Source organism: Ralstonia soli, from assembly GCF_023955655.1.
GTDB lineage: Bacteria > Pseudomonadota > Gammaproteobacteria > Burkholderiales > Burkholderiaceae > Ralstonia > Ralstonia soli.
The window spans coordinates 122,196-140,587 of sequence record NZ_JAMXHT010000007.1; the positions used below are offsets into that span (position 1 = coordinate 122,196).

Here is an 18,392-nt window from a genome sequence, read left to right on the forward strand (position 1 = left end):
ACGGCGCCCGGAGAAATCCGGACGCCGCTGCAAAATGCCCGCCCGCGCTGTCGAGACGCGGGCGGTGACAAGGAAAACGGGAACGCGAAAGGCTTAGAACTTTGCGCGCATGCCTACACCGAAGGTATCGGCGCTCGACAGGTCCGACACCTTGTCGCGGAAGTACGCGGCATACACATCGGTGCGCTTGGACAGCGAATAGTCGTAGCCCACCGCCCAGGTGTTGCGCTTCACGTCAGCCGCACCCGAGGTCTTGGTGTAGGCGTACGAAGCCAGGATGCTGCCCGGGCCCACCGGAATCGATGCACCCAGCTGGCCGCCGTTGCTCTTGGCGTCGCCCGTGTTGATCGTGTTCTTGATGTACTGGTACTGGCCATACAGCTTGACCACGCCAAAGTCATACGTAGCACCCAGCTGCGCCGCGCTCTGGCGCGAGAAGCCCGCCACCAGGCTGTTCAGGTCGCCCGGCGCGCCGTCAAAGCGCACTTGCTGGAACGCCGCCGTGGCCGCGAAGTTACCGTGGAAGTACAGGACGTTGCCGCCCCACTTGTTCTGGCCGTTGTGGCCGGCCTGCTCACCCGCGCCGTAGATCAGGTTGGCGGTCAGGCCACCCATGTCCGGCGTGGAGTACATGATCGAGTTGTTCCAGCCCGAATCGCCCACCAGGCCCGAGATGCCGGCTGCACCCGTACGGCCGTTGCCGAGGTAGGTGTGGAACACCATTGGCGAGAAGGTGTACGAGTCGATGAACGGGTTAAACAGGATCGTCGAAACAAAGTACGGCGGCGTGTTGCGACCGAGCTTGATCGAACCCCACGAATTGGACTGCAGACCGACGAACGAATTACGGGCGAAGAAGGTGTCGCCATCAAAACGGCCGAACTTGCCGGTATCGGGGCGGAAGAAGGCTTCCAACGTGAAGATCGCCTTCAGGCCGTTGCCCAGGTCTTCGCTGCCCTTCATGCCCCAGTACGACGTCGACATGCCGCCGGAGTTGACGCCCCAGGCGCGGTCCTGGCCCAGGTTCTTCGTGGCACCCGCCCAGGCGTCCACCTGGCCGTACAACGTCACGGACGATTGGGCCTGCGCGGCACCTGCGGTCAGTGCAGCAGCAAAGGCCAGCACGGCCAGCGTGAAACGTCGCTTGAGTTGCATCGTTGATTTCTCCCTCTTGTGGTTCCGGTGTGTTGAATCGACTGAATCAGCGTTGAGGCGGCAGATGGCTCAACCCGCCGCCGCTGAGATGGCGCAGTGAATGCAACAGCCGTGCCAATACGCCGTCGGCAAAGCGTCGCTTCACAAATGAATATGTTTCTGGGGAAGGGGCGCAGACTAGCTTGAATACCCCAGCCAGACAAGTCCCTGTTTCGGCGTGTGTGGCGCCGTGTCTGCACCGCCGTGGCGCAGTGCGGTTTCAGTCGTTTTGCAGCACGCGGATGTCGACTTCGCGGGTATAGCGTTCCGGCGAGAAATCGCAGTAGGTGAGGGAGATCGGCACGTCGGCCACGCTGTAGCCGATGCGGCGCACACGCACGAGCGGCACGCCTGCTTGCACGCCAAGCTGGGCCGCCTGATGGGCATCGGCCACGCAGGCCAACGGTGCCTCGCGCGAGCGCGCGATGGTCAGATTGGCGCGCTGGAACACCTGCACGAACAGGCGATCCTCAAAATCACGGGCCTCGAGCATGGCCGCCAGCCGCGAAGTCAGCCACGTGCGCAACAGCATGATCGGCTGCCCATCCACCTGCGCGCGGCGCTCCACGAAGGCCACCTGCGCCCCCGTCTGCAGGTCGAGCGCGGCGGCCACGGTGTCGTCGGCCGCTTCCAGCCGGAACGCGCTGACGGTGTAGACGGCGCCCGGCACGTATTCCAGCGCCGCATCGGACTGACCCGGCGCGTACAGCACCGGCCGGTGTGGCCCCACGCGGTCGAGTACGACGCTGCGCTGCCCGCGCGAGCGCTTCAGCAACCCACGCGCGGCCAGTTCATTGAGCGTGCGCCGCGCCGTCAAACGCGAGACACCGTAGCGCTGGGCGACTTCATTCTCGCTGGGGGCAATGCTGCCGGCCGGCAAGGTGCCGTGCAGGATGTCGAGCCGAATGCGATCGGCCAGTTCGAGGTATTTGGGCAGGCGGGGCGTCATGCCGTCGTTATACAGGAAGGCGCTTCAACCGCACCAATGCAAACGGCCCACCGGACGGGTGGGCCGCAATGCGCGCAAAGCGCCAATCAAGCGATCAGGAATTTATCGCGGTTCTTGCCGATCCAGGCCGGGGCGCGGCCGCGGCCGGACCACGTTGCGCCGGTCTTCGGGTCGCGGTACTTGGCCGGCACCGGCGCCTTGGCACCGGCACGGCGGCCACGGCGCTGGGCAAGCCCCAGGTCCTCAGCCGTCAGCCCATATTCGGCAACCGTCTGGCGCACTTGCTGGATCACGGCTTCCAGTTCTTTGGCGCGTGCCGTTTCGATCTGCTCTTCCAGCTTGGCCTTCTGTGCAATCAATTCCTTGTATGTCGCCATATGCGCTCCTGATAAAGTCTGATGCGAAGTTTGGTGTGGCTCGGATATTAGATCAATTGTATTCATAACTGAAATTAAATTTCAATATTTTTGACAGACGCCATCGACTGCACAACTCAGCCAAAGAACAGAACTCGGCTGGCCGGATGCTCAAGTTTCAACCCCCAGGAATCAGATGAAGCCAGACGCAGTCGCGCAAAACTTCACGACCCGCTGCAGCGCTGCAATTCAGTGCACTTACCATAGCAAGCGCTTCCTGGTCCCGCAATTCGGCATCGATGGTGAATACACCTATCCGCAATGTCCGGTGTATGACCGCCTGCGCCACACGGGTTTCTCCATAGCTCGGAGCTTGCTGTGTTGGTGTGCCATTGCCTCGCCATGGGGCGCGCTTTCAGATTGGCGGTAAAGCAATGCAAAGCGGCGTGTCTGTCCAATTGACGTGGACTTTGGCCGCATTGCGCCTTCCCAGCGCCGTGTCGTTTTTACGCGCTGCTTTTTCGCTTTGACATATCGCTGTGCAATTTTTTTACCGTGGCGGCGCCATTCTTTTGGCGAGGTTCAATGCGATGTGCCCGCAAGCATTGCCACATGACAATAGAAACATGCGTTTTGATATGCGCAAGGGCTTTGCCCATCATGCCGCGTCAGATCAAGCCATTTTTCGCGCTGCGAGGCAGACGAAGACGCTTCGGATATCGGAATGACGATGCTCCCCCTCGCGAATCCGGCGAAAGCGCGTTTCAACACCACGACGCAACTTAGAACGAACGCCGTCGCACCATTCCATGCTTGATGTGTTGTATTCAGCACAAACAAGCCTTTGCGCCGAGCACGAGTTTTGCGCATCATGAAGAACATTGCCCTTGACTTCGGCAGGCCGGCGCTTTTCCGTCGCGCGCCACCTGGAGTCCGTGCGTGGCGAGATGTTGTGGGCAATACCTCTGGTTGGAGCGTGGGATGCAAGACGAAATTTCCTACCCGTTGTCGGCGCAAAGCCTTCCGGTTCCGCTCTATGTGGTTCTTGAAGGGCGCATCGTGTATGCCAACGCGGCAGGCGTCTGCATGGTGCGTGCGCTTTCGGCCGACCAGTTGCTGGGGGAGCCCTTCTCACGCTTTTTCCAGGATGTTCCCGCGTGGCTGGGTGGACGCGCGGCCGACGATGTCGATGCGACGATGCAGGACGCCCCGTCCGTGCCCGCAGCACAGCTGGTCTCCGCCCTGTCTGCCGGGGATGCTAATGAGGTGGTCAGCGTCCGCCTGACCGTCACCCCCACACGCTTCGACGGGCTGCCCGCGCAGCAAGTGGTGGTGCATGGGCTGCCCCTGCCGCTCGAAGCGCAATTGCCGGGCAAGGGCGGTGAACGCGTTCTAAGCGCCGAGGCCCTCGGCGCTGCGCTTCCGTACGAACATCTCGATCATCTGCTGTCCACCCTGCCCTCTGCGGCCTCGCTCGGTGAGCGGCTGCATGCGGCGCTGCGGGCCCTGGAGGCAGCGCTGCCATCCACACTGTGTGTGGTGGTGCGTATCGTATCCGGACGGGCGCGGCTGTATGGCACACAAGCGGCGCGCGTGCGGCTCGCCCTGGGTGATGACCATGCTGCCCACCTGGCGGGCGCCGCGCAGGGCGTATTCGATATCGAACTCGCGCGCATCGCGCCGCTGATCAACGCGCTGGCGCCCATTGAACTGATTCGCCAGGCCAATGCTCCCGCCGCCCTGTGCGACGCGCTCGCGCGCGCGCTGGGCGCCACGCAACCGGCGTGGCTGTGCCGCATGCCGGCCCAGCACGGCGGCATGGCCGCTTCCGACGATCTGCTCTGCCTCTTCTACGCCGCTTCAGCCGACACGCCGCCGGATGATGCAGCGCTGCGCGCCGAGTGCGGCCGCTACGTCGCCGCGCTCGTCAAGCTGCTGCGCCTGGAGAGCGAATACCGCCAGGCCCGCGAACTGCGCGATCAATACCGGTTGGTCGTCAACCACCTGAGCGAAGGCGTGCTGACGCTGTCCACCGATGGCCGTGTGCTGTCGTACAACCGCAGCGCGGCAGAGATTCTGCGCATGTCGGGCGCGTCATGGAAAGGCCGCCCGCGCCTCGCATTGAGCGACATGATGCTGGGCGAAGACGGCGCCATCCTGCCGCGCGCTGCATGGCCTTCCACGTTGGCTGCCCGCACTGGGCGCGCCATCAGCAACGTCGTCGTGGGCGTGCCGGCCGGCACCGGGCAGATCGTGTGGCTGCGCGAATCGGTGCTGCCGATGTTCTCGCCCGACAGCGCATCGCCGCACGCGGTGCTGGTCATCTTTACCGACATCACCGCAGAACGTTCCGCCTACGAGCAACTGCGCCTGCTGGAGACGAAGGATTCGCTCACCGGCCTGCCGAATCGGGCGGCGTTCATCGAGCGGCTCGATGCGCGGCTGGCGTTGCCGTCCACGGGCGAATCCGCGCTGCTGTATATCGGGCTGGACCACTTCAAGACCGTCAACGAGGCGATGGGCCACCACGTCGGCAACCAGGTGCTGAACATGGCCGCGCAGCGCATTCGTGCGCAGGCCGGGCAGCGCGCGTTGCTGGCCCGCTTGGGCGGCGACCAGTTCTGCTTGGCGATCGACGATCCGAAAGCCGCTGACACCCTCGCACAGCAGGTGCTTGATGCGCTGGCCCGGCCCTTTACCGGCGGTGAACGCGAGGTGCATCTGTCGGCCAGCATCGGCGTGGCGGCCTTCCCGGAAGACGGCAGCGATGCCGCCGCACTGGTCAGCCATGCCGAGGCTGCCATGTACCGCGCCAAGGAAAACGGCCGCAACCGCATCGCCCGCTATTCGCGCGCGCTGGAAACGCAGATGCTGCGCCGCTTCACGCTCAACGAGCGCATGCGCCGCGCGCTCGGGCGGGGCCAGGTGCGACTGGTGTATCAACCCAAGTACGCGCTCGGCACCGGCGAGCTGGTGGCGGTCGAAGCGCTGATGCGCTGGTCCGATCCGGAACTGGGCGCGGTGTCGCCCTCCGAGTTCATCGACGTGGCGGAGGAGTCGGGCTACATCCTCGAACTCGGCCGGTGGGCGCTTATGCAGGCCTGCACGCAGGGGCAGGCGTGGGCGAAAAATTTTGGCTTCATCGGGCGCATCGCGGTAAACGTATCGGCACGGCAATGCGACGCCGGCGTGATCGAGCGCGATGTGGACGAGGCGCTCAAGGCATCGGGCATGACACCGGGCCGCCTGGAACTGGAGTTGACCGAGAGCGTGCTGCTGGCCGACCGGCTGTCGACGCAGCGCCTGCTGACAAGCCTCACCGCGCGGGGCGTACGCATCTCGCTCGACGACTTCGGCATCGGGTTTTCGTCGCTGTCTTACCTGCGCAGCCTGCCGATCCACAACATCAAGATCGATCGATCGTTCATCAGTGGCGTGCCCGCGGTGGCCGACTGCGTGGCGCTGACCAAGACCATCATCGCGATGGCCCGGGCGCTGAACATGACCGTCACGGCCGAGGGCGTGGAGACGCCCGAGCAATCGGCCTTCCTGGCCGCGCATGCGTGCGACGAGGTGCAGGGCTTCCTGTTCGGGAGGCCACTGGAAGTACCGGCGCTCGAAGAACTGCTGCGCTCTCGCAGCCGCGCCAAGGCCTGAGAAAAAAACGGACCCGAAGGTTCAACCCAGGGTCCGTCTCTCTTTGGCGCGTCGGACGTGCTCAGGCTGCCACGTCCCGCAGCGCCGGGTAGTCCGTCAGGCCATGCGCACCGCCACCAAACAGCGTGTTGCGATCGTGCAGCGCAAGCGGCGCTCCCGTGCGCAGGCGCGCCGGCAAGTCGGGATTCGCCACAAACGGACGGCCAAAGGCCACCAGATCAGCCCAGCCGGCGGCAATCGCCTCGCGCGCACGTTCGGCGGTGTACTTGCCTGCGTAGATCAGCACGCCCGGATAGGCCACGCGCAGCTGCTGCTTGAAGGCCACGGGCATCAGCGGTGCATCGTCCCAGTCCGCTTCGGCGATGTGGATGTAGCCGACACCGTAGCCCGCGAGCAATTTTGCCGCGGCGAGGTATGTGGTTTCCGGTTCGTCGTCCACGCAGCCGTTGAGCGTGGTCAGCGGCGCGAGGCGGATGCCGACGCGGGAGGCATCGCCCGTGCCTTCGATCAGCGCCTGCGTCACCTCGTCGAGAAAGCGCAACCGGTTCTCCAGCGAGCCGCCATAAGCATCCGTGCGCGTGTTGGCCTGCGAGTCGATGAACTGGTTGACGAGGTAGCCGTTGGCGCCGTGCAGCTCGACGCCGTCAAAGCCGGCGTCCATCGCGTTGCGCGCGGCTGTGCGGTATTGGCCCACCACTTCGCCAATCTCGTCGATCGTCAACGCGCGTGGTTCTGAGGCCTGCACAAAGCCAGGCACGCCGGCCGCCTCGCCCGCAATGAACACGTTCACCCCCTTGGCCTGCACGGGCGACGACGACACCGGCTGCTGGCCGCCGAGCAGGCTCGTGTGGCTCAGTCGGCCGACGTGCCAGAGCTGCGCAAAGATGCGGCCGCCCGCCGCGTGCACGGCGTCGGTCACCTTGCGCCAGCCCGCCAGTTGCTCGGGCGTGTGAATGCCGGGCGTCCATGCGTAGCCCTTGCCGAGCGGCGCAACGTAAGTGCCTTCGCTGACGATGAGACCGGCGCCCGCCCGTTGCGCGTAGTACGCAGCCATCAGGTCGTTGGCGACATCGCCGGGTTGGCTTGCGCGCGAGCGCGTCATGGGCGGCATGACGATACGATTCGGCAGCGTCAGTGCGCCGAGCTGCAGCGGTTGAAACAGCGGGTCGTTCTGCATGATGTGTCCTATATGGTGTTCGTGTTCAGTCCCACTGCGGCGCAAGACCATCGGGGCTGACTTCGCGGCCATTGCGCTCCAACGCGGTAATCTGCGCCATGTCGTCGTCGGTCAAGTGCAGCGTCTGCGCGAGCAGGTTGCTGGCCAGGTTCTCGCGTTTGGTGGACGACGGGATCACCGAGTAGCCCAGTTGCAGCGCCCAGGCCAGCACGACCTGTGCGGGCGTCGCCTGATGGCGTCGCGCAAGCGCGCCGATCACCGGGTCGCTCAGCACCTTGCCGTAGGCGAGCGTCATGTACGAGGTGACGTGAATGCCTTCGCTCTGCAGGAACGCCACAAGCTTGCGGTTCTGCAGATACGGGCTCAGCTCGATCTGGTTGGTGGCGATGGCGTCCTTGCCGACGGAGGCAATCGCTTGCTTGGTCAGGTCGATGTTGAAGTTCGAGATGCCGATCCGGCGCGTCAGGCCGCGCGCCTTGGCGTCGGACAGTGCGGTCATGAAGGCGTCGACGGAGACGCCGTTGCCGGGCGCGGGCCAGTGGATCAGCGTGAGGTCGACGTAATCGGTACGCAGCTTGGCGAGGCTCTCTTCGAGGCTCGGCACGAGCTTGTCTTTGCTGGTGTTGTCGACCCAGATCTTGGTGGTCAGGAAAAGGTCTTCGCGGCGCACGCCGGAGCCGGCAATCGCCGTGCCCACGTCGGCTTCGTTGCCGTAGATCTGCGCGGTGTCGATCGCGCGGTAGCCGAGTTCGAGGCCGTTGCGCACGGAGTCGATGACAACCTGGCCCTGCAGGCGAAACGTGCCGAGGCCGAAGGCGGGAATCTTGCTCATGGGGTGCTCCGGGAAGCGAATGAATCGGGAGGGGTTGTCCGGCATTCTGGCGACTTCGACTGATGAGATAAACGCCGCTACCAGACAAAAATAGTTGATTTCATATCAAATATTGGGCAGACGAAAACCGCTCAGAGCGCGCGCAGGCTGCCCTGCAGCCGATAGAAGTCGAGCGATGCTGCAGTGAAGAACGAGCGCGACGTGCCGGCCGCGAAATCGTCCAGATGCACCACGGTCGAGCGGTCGGCTTCCTGCCACGAGATCGCGTACATATCGCCGGCCACGTGCTGCCACATGTAGGCAACTTCGCCCTTGGCACCCGCCAGTGCGCCTTCAATGATCTCGTAGCGCATGTGGATGCCGTCCTCGGCATAGGCATTGGTGGCGGTGAGCCCGTCGTAGCGGACTTCGAACGTCTTGCCGGCGAATGGTGGAAGTTGCGAGGCGCGTTGGGTTGGTGCGTTCATGTTGGTGATCTCGGAAAAGAAAAGCGAATTCAGTGGGCCAGTTCAGTGGGCCAGTTCAACCGACTCTGCCGTGCGTGCGGGCAGGCCTTCGCGCTGGTCCAGCATGCCGCTCAGCGCGGTCAGAGCAAACGCGCCGAGCGTGACGGCCGCGGCAATCCACGGCGTATGGCCAAGGCCCACATGCGCCACGATCAGCCCGCCGAGCGAAGCGCCGCCCGCCACCCCAAGGTTGAACGCCGCGATGTTGAAACCCGAGGCCACATCGGTGGCATCCGGCGCGAAATGCCGCGCCTGCTTGACGACGTACACCTGCAGCCCCGGCACATTGCCGAAGGCGACCGCGCCCCAGGCCAGCATCGTCAGCACAGCGAACCACTTGGCGTGGATGGTGAAAGTGAGCGCCAGCAGCACCAGCGCAAGCAGCAGGAAGATTTGCTTGAGCGCCTTGACCGGGCCGATGCGATCCGCCAGCTTGCCGCCCCACACGTTGCCGAGCGCCACCGACACGCCATAGCCGACGAGCACCAGGCTGACCTGCGACGGCGTAAAACCCGCCATCTGCTCCAGCAGCGGCGCCATGTAGGTGAAGGCGATCAGCGAACCGCCGTAGCCGACCGCCGTCATGGCGTACACCAGCAGCAGACGTGGCTGCGCCAGCACGCGAAACTGGCGCGCGAGCGGTGCGGGCGCCGTTTGCGGCAGCCGGCGCGGCACGAACGCCACCGCACCGATGAACGCGATAACTCCGAACAGCGCCACGATCAGGAACGTCGCGCGCCAGCCGAAATGCTGGCCGATGAAGGTACCCAGCGGAATGCCGGCCACGAACGCCACGGTCATCCCGCCGAACATCGTGGCGATGGCGCTGGCAGCCTTGTCCTTCGGCACGAGCGTCGTCGCAATGATGGAGCCGACCGAGAAGAACACGCCGTGCGCCAGGCCCGTGAGCACACGCGCCACGATCAGCGATTCATAGCCGGGCGATTGCCATGCGACGAGGTTGCCGACGGTGAACAGCGCCATCAGGCCAGCAAGCAGCAGCTTGCGCGGAACGCGACCGGTCAGTGCGGTCAGCAGCGGCGCACCAATCGCAACGCTGAGTGCATACAGGCTGACGAGCAACCCGGCGGAAGGCAGGCTTACGCCCAGATCGGACGCGATGGTCGGGATCAGCCCGACGATCACGAATTCGGTGGTGCCGATGGCGAAGGCGCTGATGGTCAGCGCAAGTAAAGCGAGTGGCATGGTGGCACTCCAGGGGGCCGGTAGGAATGGAGCGCAGTGTGCCCGCTTTACTTTTGCGTAAAAACCGGCCTATAAACGAAATTATTTTGATTTCAAATCAACAATGAAGGTCACGCTCGACGAACTCCAGGCCTTTGCCACCGTGGTGGACACGGGCTCGATCACGGGCGCGGCGCAGCAGCTCGACCTGACTGTGTCGGCCACGAGCCGCACGCTGGCGCGGCTGGAAGAGAAGCTGAAGACCACACTGCTGCGCCGGACCACACGCCGCCTGGAGCTGACAGAAGAGGGCCGCGCCTTCCTGCAGAACGCGCGCGCGATTATTGATTCGGTCGAGAACGCGGAAGAGCAGATGCTCACGCGCCGCGAAAAGCCCTCGGGACGCCTGCGGGTGGATGCCGCGTCGCCGTTCATGCTGCATGTGATCGTGCCGCTGGTGCGCGGCTACCGCGAGCGCTTTCCGCAGGTGGAACTGGAGTTGAACAGCAACGAGGGCATCATCGACCTGCTCGAGCGGCGCACCGACGTCGCCATCCGCATCGGGCGGCTGAAAGATTCAACGCTGCACAGCAAGCTCATCGGCCACAGCCGGGTGCGCATGCTCGCCAGCCCGGCGTATCTTGAAGCGCACGGCCTACCACGCAAGGTGGAAGACCTGGCCAAGCACGCGCTGCTCGGCTTCAACCAGCCCGAATCGCTGAACGTGTGGCCGATCCTCGGCCCGGACGGCGAGCCCTACCGCATCGCGCCGGCCGTATGCTCGTCCAGCGGCGAGACATTGCGGCAACTCGCGCTGGAAGGCGCGGGTATCGTCTGCCTGTCGGATTTCATGACAGCGCAGGATCGTGAATCGGGGCGCCTCGTGCAGATCCTGGCGCGCCAGACGCAGGATGTACGGCAGCCGATCCAGGCCGTCTACTACCGCAACACGGCCATCTCCGCACGCATTGCGTCGTTCGTCGACTACCTCGTCGAGGCGCTCGGCGGCAAGCACCCAGCGCAGCGGGCGGCAACGTGGCGGGTGCAAGCCTGACCGGCGCTCCCTCACCCATCCGTGATGACGCAAGCGTGCTGCCCCGACGCTCGGTGCTTCAAGCCTGATCCATCGGTCGACGGCGGCGTCTTCTTTGAAGGTCTCTTAACGAATGCCCGGCCGTGCCGCATTCGCGGGCAACGCCGACCAGAACCCGCAACCATGCGGCCTGCGTGAGGTTTCCCACAGACTTATCCACATGTTCTGTGCATAACCCGCTGTGCCGCCAAAGGCTCAAGTCACCAAAGGGCTTGACGGGTTTCGGCAAACGTGCCGATGACGCAAAACGGGTGCGCGAAGGGGAAGTTATCCACATCGGCGGAGCCCGTTACATCCTGCAACAAACCCTTGTGCATCAACCGGTTGCGGTGGGTTCTGCATGCGATGTGGGCGCTGCTGTGGATAAAGTGAGGCGCGGATGAAAGCGGTGAGTGAAGCGCTCGATTAGTTGTGGATACGGTGTTCGATTAGTTCGGGATACAAGCTGCGACTGCGATCCGGAACGCCTCACCGGGCGTGGTGTATCCAAAACTAATCGACGGTGGAGGAAATGTGGACGACGGCTGTTGCTGCAAAGCGGCATTGGAGCCGTGGACCTCTTTGCCATTGGCATTGTGCTCGACCTTCGTACCCAGCTCCGCTTGCTTGAGCGCGAACGCAATCTGCGCCTCGGTAAACTTGCTCATCTTCATGGCATGTCTTCCACCTCAAATCGTGAAAATCATGCCGGATTCTCTACTTCTCAGCAGTACTGTTTCTTGGTGTAGGGTCAGCGCGCCAGACGCCTCGCATGCATATCAGCACTAAAATTGATAGCCCACCGATAGAAAGCTCGCCAACGGGTTGATCCGCACCTTCGATGTCGTTGTCACGGTGCCAATCGGCGCCTGCGTCGTCAGCGTCGCCGTGGTGGATAGCCACATGTACGACACCGATGCACCAATCGACCAATGCGCGTCGATGTTGTACGTCAGGCCTCCATTGATGAGAGGCGCAAACGACTTGCTCAGCGATGCCGTGGTCGGGCCGACCAGCATGGAGCCAGTCGTTGGTGAAGCGAGAATCTGCCCGGTTGCCAACGGCCGGCTCAACTCAATATCGCGATACCAGACATAGGCCAGCCCGGCGCCGAGATACGGCCGGACACGCGCGGTCGGCTCGCCAAAGTGGTATTGCACTTGCGCGGCCGGACTCCATGCCCGTGCGGTGCCCATCTCCCCTACGGACGCCAGCGTTCCTGTTCCGCTCAAGTGCAGCTTGGGTGGAATGCCGAGCACGGTTTCGAGCGCCACATGGTCAGTGACGAAATACCGCGTAGTGAGCGCGAATGTATTGGCGTTGGCCAGCGTCGAACCGCTGCCGGGCACCACGGCCGATTGCCCGAGGGCATGCACCGTCAGCGGTTGGCTGGAATCTTGAGGGGCGAGATGCATCCAGCCTGCATTGACGACCCACTGCCCTGCTGACTGCGCATGGGCGAGCGAGGTCGCCGCGATCGACAAGAGCATTGCCGCGCGTGTGTACTTCATGTTGTCTCCGATTTTTTAATGGTGGAACTGCAGCTGCAGGAATGCGCCGCCATGCGGCGCGGGGCACTTCGCCCGCTCACTGGATGGTGGGCAGGCGAGGAATTCCTCCTTCGATCGGGTGCGTCAGAACGTTCGGCTCACCCGCGCTTCAATTGACGTAAAAGGGAAATGGGAAGCAGCCAAGCACCTCGCGTGCGGCGGCAATCGATGCGGACTCGTCGAGCTTGACCGAGGCAACGAGGCCTCTTGACTTGTCCTCGGCAACATCCAGAGCATCAAACGCAATGCCCGCATCGCTGAGTGCCGCAGACAGGGCTTCTCGCGTTTCACGGTGCTTGAGTGCGGGCTTGAAGATCTTGCCGACCGCAGTCAGGGGCATCGTTTCAATGATGTTGACTTGGCGGGGCAGCGCCGCACGTTCGGCAATCTCCGCCTTCAGGAAGGCCAGCAAATCGGCTTCGGTGACCGAGGCACCGGCACGCAACTGCACGTACGCAACCGGCAACTCCCCTGCATGCATATCCGGACGCCCGACGGCAGCAGCAATCTGCACTGCCGGGTGACGATGCAGCGGCGCTTCGATGGTGAGCGGATCGATGTTGTGGCCGCCCCGGATGATCAGCTCCTTCTTGCGGCCCGTGAGCCAGAAGTAGCCTTGTTCGTCTTGTCGAGCCAGGTCACCAGTGTTGAGCCACCGCTGGCCATCGCCCGTATCCACCCAGAGCCCCTCGTTCTGCTCACCCTGACGGTAGCCCGCAAAGACATTGGGCCCAGACACCAGCAGCACGCCCACCTCATCTACAACGCAATCACGCAGGTACGCACCGCCATCGCCCAACACGACGGTCTTCATCTGCTGCATGGGAACGCGCAAGCCGATGGAGCCAAGACGGCGCTCGCCCATTGGCGGGTTGACGCTGCTCACACACGTCGCCTCGGTGAGCCCATAGCCCTCGAGGATCCTGATACCCGTCTGCTCCTCAAAGCGGCGAAACACTTCAATGGGCATGGGCGCGGCACCGCAGAGGCCGTATTCGAGCGATCGCACATCGCGCTCGCCGACGGGCACCTGCAGCAGCGACGCATAGAGCGTCGGCACACCGCTGAAGAAGTTCACGCGATGGTGTTCGACGATCTCCCAGAAGTGCTGGATCACGCCATCGCCGCGATAGCCTTGCGGCGTGCCGAGCATGACATGCGCCCCCTTGGAGAACGGCAACAACCCTGTCACCAGAACACCGTTGACATGGAACAACGGCAAGCCGCAAAACACCACCTTGCCGGGGCCGATCCCGTCGCCCAGCACTTGCGCAGTGCTCCATGCATTGGCGACTTCATTGCCGTGGGTGCGCATCGCAATCTTCGGCAAGCCCGTGGTGCCGCCCGTACAGAAATACGAAGACGCGTCTTGCGCGGCAATGCGCCGCCCACTCTTCAAGCCGTCCGACCGTTGCGCCTGGATGGCGCCGTTGAAGTCGTGGATGCGCACCGACATCGGGACCGCGCCATGCAGCCCCCGGGGGCCGAGCAATCGCAGGGCTTCGTTCTTTTGCATTTGCGTCGCGCATTGCGCTGCCCCATGCACGCGGTCAGCCAGATTCACCAGCACGAGGTGCCGCAGGCTCTTGATTGCGGGCAAGTGCGGCTGTAGCTTGGCCCAGATGTCGGTGCCGGGAAACGGTGCCAGCGTGACCAGCACCGATGCGCCCGCGGCATTGAGCAGTTCCGCCAGCGCGGGCCCTTCGAGCAGCGGATTGAACGCTGCGACGATGCCCGCAGCCTGCCCGCCCCAGATCACAAAATGCGTTTCGGGAAGGTTGGGCAGCACGAAGGCAATCACGCTGTCTTTCTCAACGCCAATGCTGTCAAAGAAGTTCGCCGTTTGTGTGATACGCGCAAGAAGCTCGGCGTAGCTCCACGTTTGCGGTGTGCGGTGGTCATTGACGCTGAGGAAGAAGCTCAATGCTGGCGCCTCCGGGTTCAGGCTGGCACCACGGCGGATCATCTCGTATGTGCTCTGCGGAAGATCAGGCGGTAGACCGTGTGCTTCCGCTGCTTCCACGTCGTGCAGGTTGGCGAATCCAGACATGGCGATCACTCCTCCGCAACGATGCGATTGCGCTGCGTACCCAGATCGATCCGTCCGTCCGACGAGTGGATCCGCGCTTCCACCACATCGCCCGGCTTCAGGTATTGAGGGCGCGCAGCCTGCACCTTCAGGAACATCTCCCACTTCGCCTTCTCTGGCAGCATCGCGGCCATCTTCTGCTTGGTCGGTGATGGCACGGACAACGCGCAGCCTGCGGGCGTGCCGGTGGCCAGCAAATCGCCCGGCTCCAGGTCGTGGACCCGAGACAGTTCGGTCAGTGTCTCGGCCGGGCCGTAGACGAGGTTGGCCGTCGTGTCGTCCTGCCGGAGCTTGTCGTTGACAGTCAGCTGGAGCTGCAAGCTCCTTAGCGCCGCAAAATCGCGTGGCTCCAACAGCGTGAGCCACGGGCCCACCGGGCCGAACGTACGGAACGACTTGCCCTTGTAGAACTGCATCTGCGGAATCTGCACATCGCGCGCGGAATAGTCATTCACGATCACGGCGCCGGTCACGTACTCGTGCAGGTTGTCGTCTGTCACGTCAACCGCACCATGAATCGCCTTGCGCATCACCAGCCCCAACTCGATCTCGTAATCGAGAAACTGCACGCGCTTCGGCTTGATCACATCGCTGTCGGCCGGGACGATGCAGCTCGATGCCTTGGTGAAGATCATGTTGTACGTCTTCACGTCCGGGTCCATGCCGGACTCGATCATGTGCTGACGATAGTTGGCGCCCTGGCAAATGAACTGCTGGTTGCGCGTCACCGGAGACAGGAGCGTCACGGCGGCCACCGCGATCGCTTCACCATCCAGAGTGGCAAGCTCGGCCAACGTTGTATTGCGAACGAAGTCGCCCGTCGTGGCATAGGTGCCTGGCACGGGCGTAATGCATGTATCGCGGATCACGCCCCATTGGGTCTGGCCCTGGTATTCAAAGCGAACAATATTGATCGACATGGCAAAAGGAATGCGTTGGATGAATGACGCTTCAGGCAAAGAGCCGAGCGAGCGTTACGAGCTTGCGGAACGTCAGGTCGGGGCTGCGGCGCAGGTTGCGAATGAGCGCCGCGATGGCAGTAGGTGACAGCTTCGGCTTGGTGAAACTGGCCGGCATCGACTGGCCCCACTGCGACATGGCCTCTCGACTGACCGGGTGGATGCCGGTCGGCTGGTCTGCAGTGAACAAGTCACCGTCGCAGTAGTGCTCGTGCTTGTCGCCCCAAGGGTCTTGCCAGTAGTCGAAAATCTGGCTGCCGAGGATGTGCCGGCCCAGCCCCCAGGCGTGCGCCCACCCCTGCTCGCTCAGCATGCGATGGCCCATGCCGACGGCATCGGCATCGATCAGTTCGAACGCGCTGTGGCTGTACTTCGAGACAAAGCCCTGCGCAAGCGCGAGCGTGTGGTGATCAGCGGGCGTATCCCCCAGATCCAGCCGCATGAATGCAACCGCAGGTGAGCCGTCCGGCAGCACCTGAACGTCGCTTGGAATAAAGCCGAAGTGCTGCGTGTACCAGGCGCACGTCGCTTGAAAGTCGGCAAGCTCCAACACGACATGCCCGAGGCGAATCACCTCTGGCGCACCCACGGGTGGTCGTTGGGTTTCGTTGATGCGCAATGAAGCATCCGCAGAATTGAGCGGCAAGGGTGCGCGGTGCGGCAATTCGGCTGTGGGCGCCTGACCAGCAACGGCATCGACGCGGAACCCGGACGGATCGACAAGACGCACGCGATAGCCAGCGCCCGGCCAATCCGACGGCTCCACGGTCGATGCCCCAGGGAGTTTCGCCAAGGCATCCAACGCTGCACGTCCGGACACCTCCAACCCGAAGCCGGCAAACGCGGCCTTTGGCGCCTTGCGCACGACATAGCAGAACGGTGCCGCACCCGTTCCGCGCAAGAGCAATGTCGCCTCGTCGCGCTGAATCGTCACGAGACCAAAGTCATTGAGAAACCGCTCGGCGCGTTCGAGATCAGGCCGATCAAACATCAGGTAAGCGAGCGACAACGCCTTCGTCGTCGGCTGCGGATGGCGTGCGGGCTGTACTGTGGTGAGTTTCATGGCAAGGCACTCAGGCGGATTGAACGGCGGCGGCAACTGCGGGCATAAGCTCCTGCTGACCGCCCAGCAGCGCAAGGCTTTCGCGAACGAGGCGGTCTGCCTCAGCGGCGGGCCCGTCATGCACCACCGTGCGATCTGGGCGAATGACGGCGGCCCAGCCAACGGGGACCGCGTCGGGAAGAAACGTGCCGTTGATGTCTTCCCAAACGCTCGAGGCTTCACGGTGTAGCGACTGCCCACGATGTGCGATCTGCACGCACACGCCACCCAGGCGCGCAAACGCGGCTGCCGTTTCGGGCTCCAGTGCCGCGCGGGCATCGCAGCCGAAACTGACAAGCGTGTATCCGTGGCCGAGCACGTCGTCGCTCAGGCACGTGCGCCCGTGCGCATTCCTGACCCAGCCTTGTGGGATCACCCCGCCGCGCGTCAGCTTGGTGGATGAGCATCCTTTGACGAACAGCCCGGTCCTGAACGCGTTCTTCGGCTTGATGCGCAGTTCTTCAAACTGCGAGCGCAAGCCGGGCACCAGCCGGGTCAGGCGCATCAGGCCATGCGTCAACAACGCGATGGGGGCACTGCGCGGCATCACCAGCTTGCCCATGAACCGCGCGAGATTGATCATGGCTTTCGCATGCGGGCGGCGTTCCTCGTCGTAGCTGTCGAGAATCCGAGCATCCGCCCGGCCCTGCAGCACCCAGGCGAGTTTCCAACTCAAGTTGGCGGCGTCTCGCAGGCCGGCGACCAATCCTTGGCCGACAAACGGCGGTGTAATGTGAGCCGCATCGCCGACGAGGAAAACGCGGCCAACGCTGAACCGATCCACCGTTCTGGCATGAAAGCGATAGACCGCCTTGCGCTCGATCGTGATGCTGTCAACGTCCGTCCACGGCGCCAGCAACGCGCGGATGCGGCTGTCCGACTCCATCTCTTCGCGGCGCTCGCCTGGCTCGAGCATGAATTCCCAGCGCTCGCGCGCGCCGGGGGCGACCATGTGCGGCGTAGGGCGACGGTGGTCGCAGAGGAATTCAACGTGATCGATCGGCTTTGGAACATGACGCGCATCGACGATGAGCCAATCCTCGGCATACGTCGTGCCCCGGAATTCCTGCCCGATCAGATGGCGCACGAGCGAATTCGCGCCATCAGCCCCCACAACGTAACGAGCGCGAACCCGGTGTACCTCACCGTGCCCGATATCGAGCGAAGCCAACACGCAATCGCGCTGATCCGTGATGCTGAGCAGCGTCGTTCCCAGCGCGATGTGTACGCCATCGTGCGCCGCCAAGCGTGCGCGCAGGCAGCGCTCCAGATCGGGCTGATAGAAGGTGACGAGCTTCGGATGGCCGTCCAGGCTGCCCAGCGTGTTGACCCGGCCGAATTCACCCAGCCAGGGCGAGTGCATGCGGACATGCGGAATGGCCACCGTTTCGAAATCGCCCTCGCCAATACCGGCCTGTTGCAGGATGCGCAAGGCTTCGTTGTCCAGCGCAATGGCACGCGGTGCCATATAGATGTCGGGCGCCTTGTCGATAGCCATCACGCTCACGCCATGACGCGCCAGCAGATGGGCCACCATGGCCCCGACCGGGCCGAGCCCCACAACAAGAATGTCTATCTGGGATGGCAGACCACCATCCCCATGGGGGCGTGCGCCGTCCTCAACGCGTGAACTGGCACGCGCATGTGCATTTGTCTCCACCGCTACTCCGTGTCTTTGTCGATGTCTTTACAGGCTTCGCTCGCCTTTTTGACATTAAAGTCATCACTGATGATTTTGTCAATATCGACATTCGAATCTATAAT

At 63.4% G+C, this 18,392-nt stretch carries 15 protein-coding genes; 2 read left to right on the plus strand and 13 right to left on the minus strand.

Features of this window, described 5'->3' with window-relative positions; translation table 11 throughout:
• Window positions 1–93: 93 nt before the first annotated feature.
• The 3 genes from NG900_RS19150 to NG900_RS19160 all read right to left on the minus strand — a co-directional run bounded on the left by NG900_RS19150 (window position 94) and on the right by NG900_RS19160 (window position 2,520).
• Complete coding sequence (locus NG900_RS19150) at window positions 94–1,155, minus strand: porin (protein ID WP_252682948.1); 1,062 nt, start codon at window positions 1,153–1,155, stop codon at window positions 94–96.
• Between the two features lie 259 nt (window positions 1,156–1,414).
• Window positions 1,415–2,143, minus strand: coding sequence for a GntR family transcriptional regulator (locus NG900_RS19155; protein WP_252682949.1), 729 nt, complete (start codon window positions 2,141–2,143; stop codon window positions 1,415–1,417).
• Window positions 2,144–2,229: 86 nt separating this feature from the next.
• Window positions 2,230–2,520: an H-NS histone family protein gene (locus NG900_RS19160; RefSeq protein ID WP_009240021.1), complete on the minus strand. Its 291-nt coding sequence runs from the start codon at window positions 2,518–2,520 to the stop codon at window positions 2,230–2,232.
• 960 nt (window positions 2,521–3,480) lie between these two features.
• Between NG900_RS19160 and NG900_RS19165 the strand changes: the two genes are divergently transcribed.
• On the plus strand, window positions 3,481–6,156 hold the full coding sequence (locus tag NG900_RS19165; RefSeq protein ID WP_252682950.1) for a putative bifunctional diguanylate cyclase/phosphodiesterase: 2,676 nt from the start codon (window positions 3,481–3,483) through the stop codon (window positions 6,154–6,156).
• A gap of 61 nt (window positions 6,157–6,217) precedes the next feature.
• On the opposite strand, the gene NG900_RS19170 is transcribed toward NG900_RS19165, so the two are convergent.
• The 4 genes from NG900_RS19170 to NG900_RS19185 form a co-directional block, all read right to left on the minus strand.
• Window positions 6,218–7,333 carry an alkene reductase gene (locus NG900_RS19170; RefSeq protein WP_252682951.1) on the minus strand — a complete coding sequence of 372 codons (1,116 nt, stop codon included), beginning with the start codon at window positions 7,331–7,333 and terminating at the stop codon, window positions 6,218–6,220.
• Between the two features lie 25 nt (window positions 7,334–7,358).
• Window positions 7,359–8,165 carry a 2,5-didehydrogluconate reductase DkgB gene (dkgB, locus tag NG900_RS19175; RefSeq protein WP_252682952.1) on the minus strand — a complete coding sequence of 269 codons (807 nt, stop codon included), beginning with the start codon at window positions 8,163–8,165 and terminating at the stop codon, window positions 7,359–7,361.
• A gap of 131 nt (window positions 8,166–8,296) precedes the next feature.
• Entirely contained in the window at window positions 8,297–8,632 is a 336-nt protein-coding gene (locus NG900_RS19180) for a MoaF-related domain-containing protein (protein ID WP_252682953.1), read from the minus strand.
• A 42-nt stretch (window positions 8,633–8,674) separates the two neighbouring features.
• On the minus strand, window positions 8,675–9,877 hold the full coding sequence (locus NG900_RS19185) for an MFS transporter (RefSeq protein ID WP_252682954.1): 1,203 nt from the start codon (window positions 9,875–9,877) through the stop codon (window positions 8,675–8,677).
• Window positions 9,878–9,980: 103 nt separating this feature from the next.
• Here NG900_RS19185 and NG900_RS19190 point away from each other — a divergent pair, with 103 nt between their 5' ends.
• A complete protein-coding gene (locus NG900_RS19190; protein ID WP_252682955.1) occupies window positions 9,981–10,910 on the plus strand; it encodes a LysR family transcriptional regulator in 930 nt (309 codons plus the stop codon).
• Window positions 10,911–11,377: 467 nt separating this feature from the next.
• Here the strand turns inward: NG900_RS19190 and NG900_RS19195 are convergent, their stop codons facing one another.
• From NG900_RS19195 to NG900_RS19220, 6 genes are all read right to left on the minus strand, one after another.
• Window positions 11,378–11,602: a hypothetical protein gene (locus NG900_RS19195; protein ID WP_252682956.1), complete on the minus strand. Its 225-nt coding sequence runs from the start codon at window positions 11,600–11,602 to the stop codon at window positions 11,378–11,380.
• A gap of 111 nt (window positions 11,603–11,713) precedes the next feature.
• Complete coding sequence (locus NG900_RS19200; protein ID WP_252682957.1) at window positions 11,714–12,439, minus strand: OmpW/AlkL family protein; 726 nt, start codon at window positions 12,437–12,439, stop codon at window positions 11,714–11,716.
• Window positions 12,440–12,587: 148 nt separating this feature from the next.
• A complete protein-coding gene (locus NG900_RS19205; protein ID WP_252682958.1) occupies window positions 12,588–14,528 on the minus strand; it encodes an acyl-CoA synthetase in 1,941 nt (646 codons plus the stop codon).
• A 5-nt stretch (window positions 14,529–14,533) separates the two neighbouring features.
• The gene (locus NG900_RS19210; RefSeq protein ID WP_252682959.1) at window positions 14,534–15,487 is read right to left on the minus strand and encodes a fumarylacetoacetate hydrolase family protein; all 954 of its coding nucleotides are present in this window, start codon (window positions 15,485–15,487) and stop codon (window positions 14,534–14,536) included.
• A 31-nt stretch (window positions 15,488–15,518) separates the two neighbouring features.
• Window positions 15,519–16,589: a VOC family protein gene (locus tag NG900_RS19215; RefSeq protein WP_252682960.1), complete on the minus strand. Its 1,071-nt coding sequence runs from the start codon at window positions 16,587–16,589 to the stop codon at window positions 15,519–15,521.
• A gap of 10 nt (window positions 16,590–16,599) precedes the next feature.
• Window positions 16,600–18,288, minus strand: a complete 1,689-nt coding sequence (locus NG900_RS19220; RefSeq protein WP_420804170.1) for a bifunctional 3-(3-hydroxy-phenyl)propionate/3-hydroxycinnamic acid hydroxylase — start codon at window positions 18,286–18,288, stop codon at window positions 16,600–16,602.
• Window positions 18,289–18,392: the final 104 nt, after the last annotated feature.

Excerpts from the sequence above, each read along its gene's own strand:
- NG900_RS19150 (WP_252682948.1), bottom strand. The coding sequence starts at position 1,155 with ATGCAACTCAAGCGACGTTTCACGCTGGCCGTGCTGGCCTTTGCTGCT.
- NG900_RS19210 (WP_252682959.1), bottom strand. The coding sequence starts at position 15,487 with ATGTCGATCAATATTGTTCGCTTTGAATACCAGGGCCAGACCCAATGG.
- NG900_RS19185 (WP_252682954.1), bottom strand. The coding sequence starts at position 9,877 with ATGCCACTCGCTTTACTTGCGCTGACCATCAGCGCCTTCGCCATCGGC.
- NG900_RS19155 (WP_252682949.1), bottom strand. The coding sequence starts at position 2,143 with ATGACGCCCCGCCTGCCCAAATACCTCGAACTGGCCGATCGCATTCGG.
- NG900_RS19205 (WP_252682958.1), bottom strand. The coding sequence starts at position 14,528 with ATGTCTGGATTCGCCAACCTGCACGACGTGGAAGCAGCGGAAGCACAC.
- NG900_RS19170 (WP_252682951.1), bottom strand. The coding sequence starts at position 7,333 with ATGCAGAACGACCCGCTGTTTCAACCGCTGCAGCTCGGCGCACTGACG.
- NG900_RS19160 (WP_009240021.1), bottom strand. The coding sequence starts at position 2,520 with ATGGCGACATACAAGGAATTGATTGCACAGAAGGCCAAGCTGGAAGAG.
- NG900_RS19215 (WP_252682960.1), bottom strand. The coding sequence starts at position 16,589 with ATGAAACTCACCACAGTACAGCCCGCACGCCATCCGCAGCCGACGACG.
- NG900_RS19190 (WP_252682955.1), top strand. The coding sequence starts at position 9,981 with ATGAAGGTCACGCTCGACGAACTCCAGGCCTTTGCCACCGTGGTGGAC.
- dkgB (WP_252682952.1), bottom strand. The coding sequence starts at position 8,165 with ATGAGCAAGATTCCCGCCTTCGGCCTCGGCACGTTTCGCCTGCAGGGC.
- NG900_RS19180 (WP_252682953.1), bottom strand. The coding sequence starts at position 8,632 with ATGAACGCACCAACCCAACGCGCCTCGCAACTTCCACCATTCGCCGGC.
- NG900_RS19195 (WP_252682956.1), bottom strand. The coding sequence starts at position 11,602 with ATGAAGATGAGCAAGTTTACCGAGGCGCAGATTGCGTTCGCGCTCAAG.
- NG900_RS19200 (WP_252682957.1), bottom strand. The coding sequence starts at position 12,439 with ATGAAGTACACACGCGCGGCAATGCTCTTGTCGATCGCGGCGACCTCG.
- NG900_RS19165 (WP_252682950.1), top strand. The coding sequence starts at position 3,481 with ATGCAAGACGAAATTTCCTACCCGTTGTCGGCGCAAAGCCTTCCGGTT.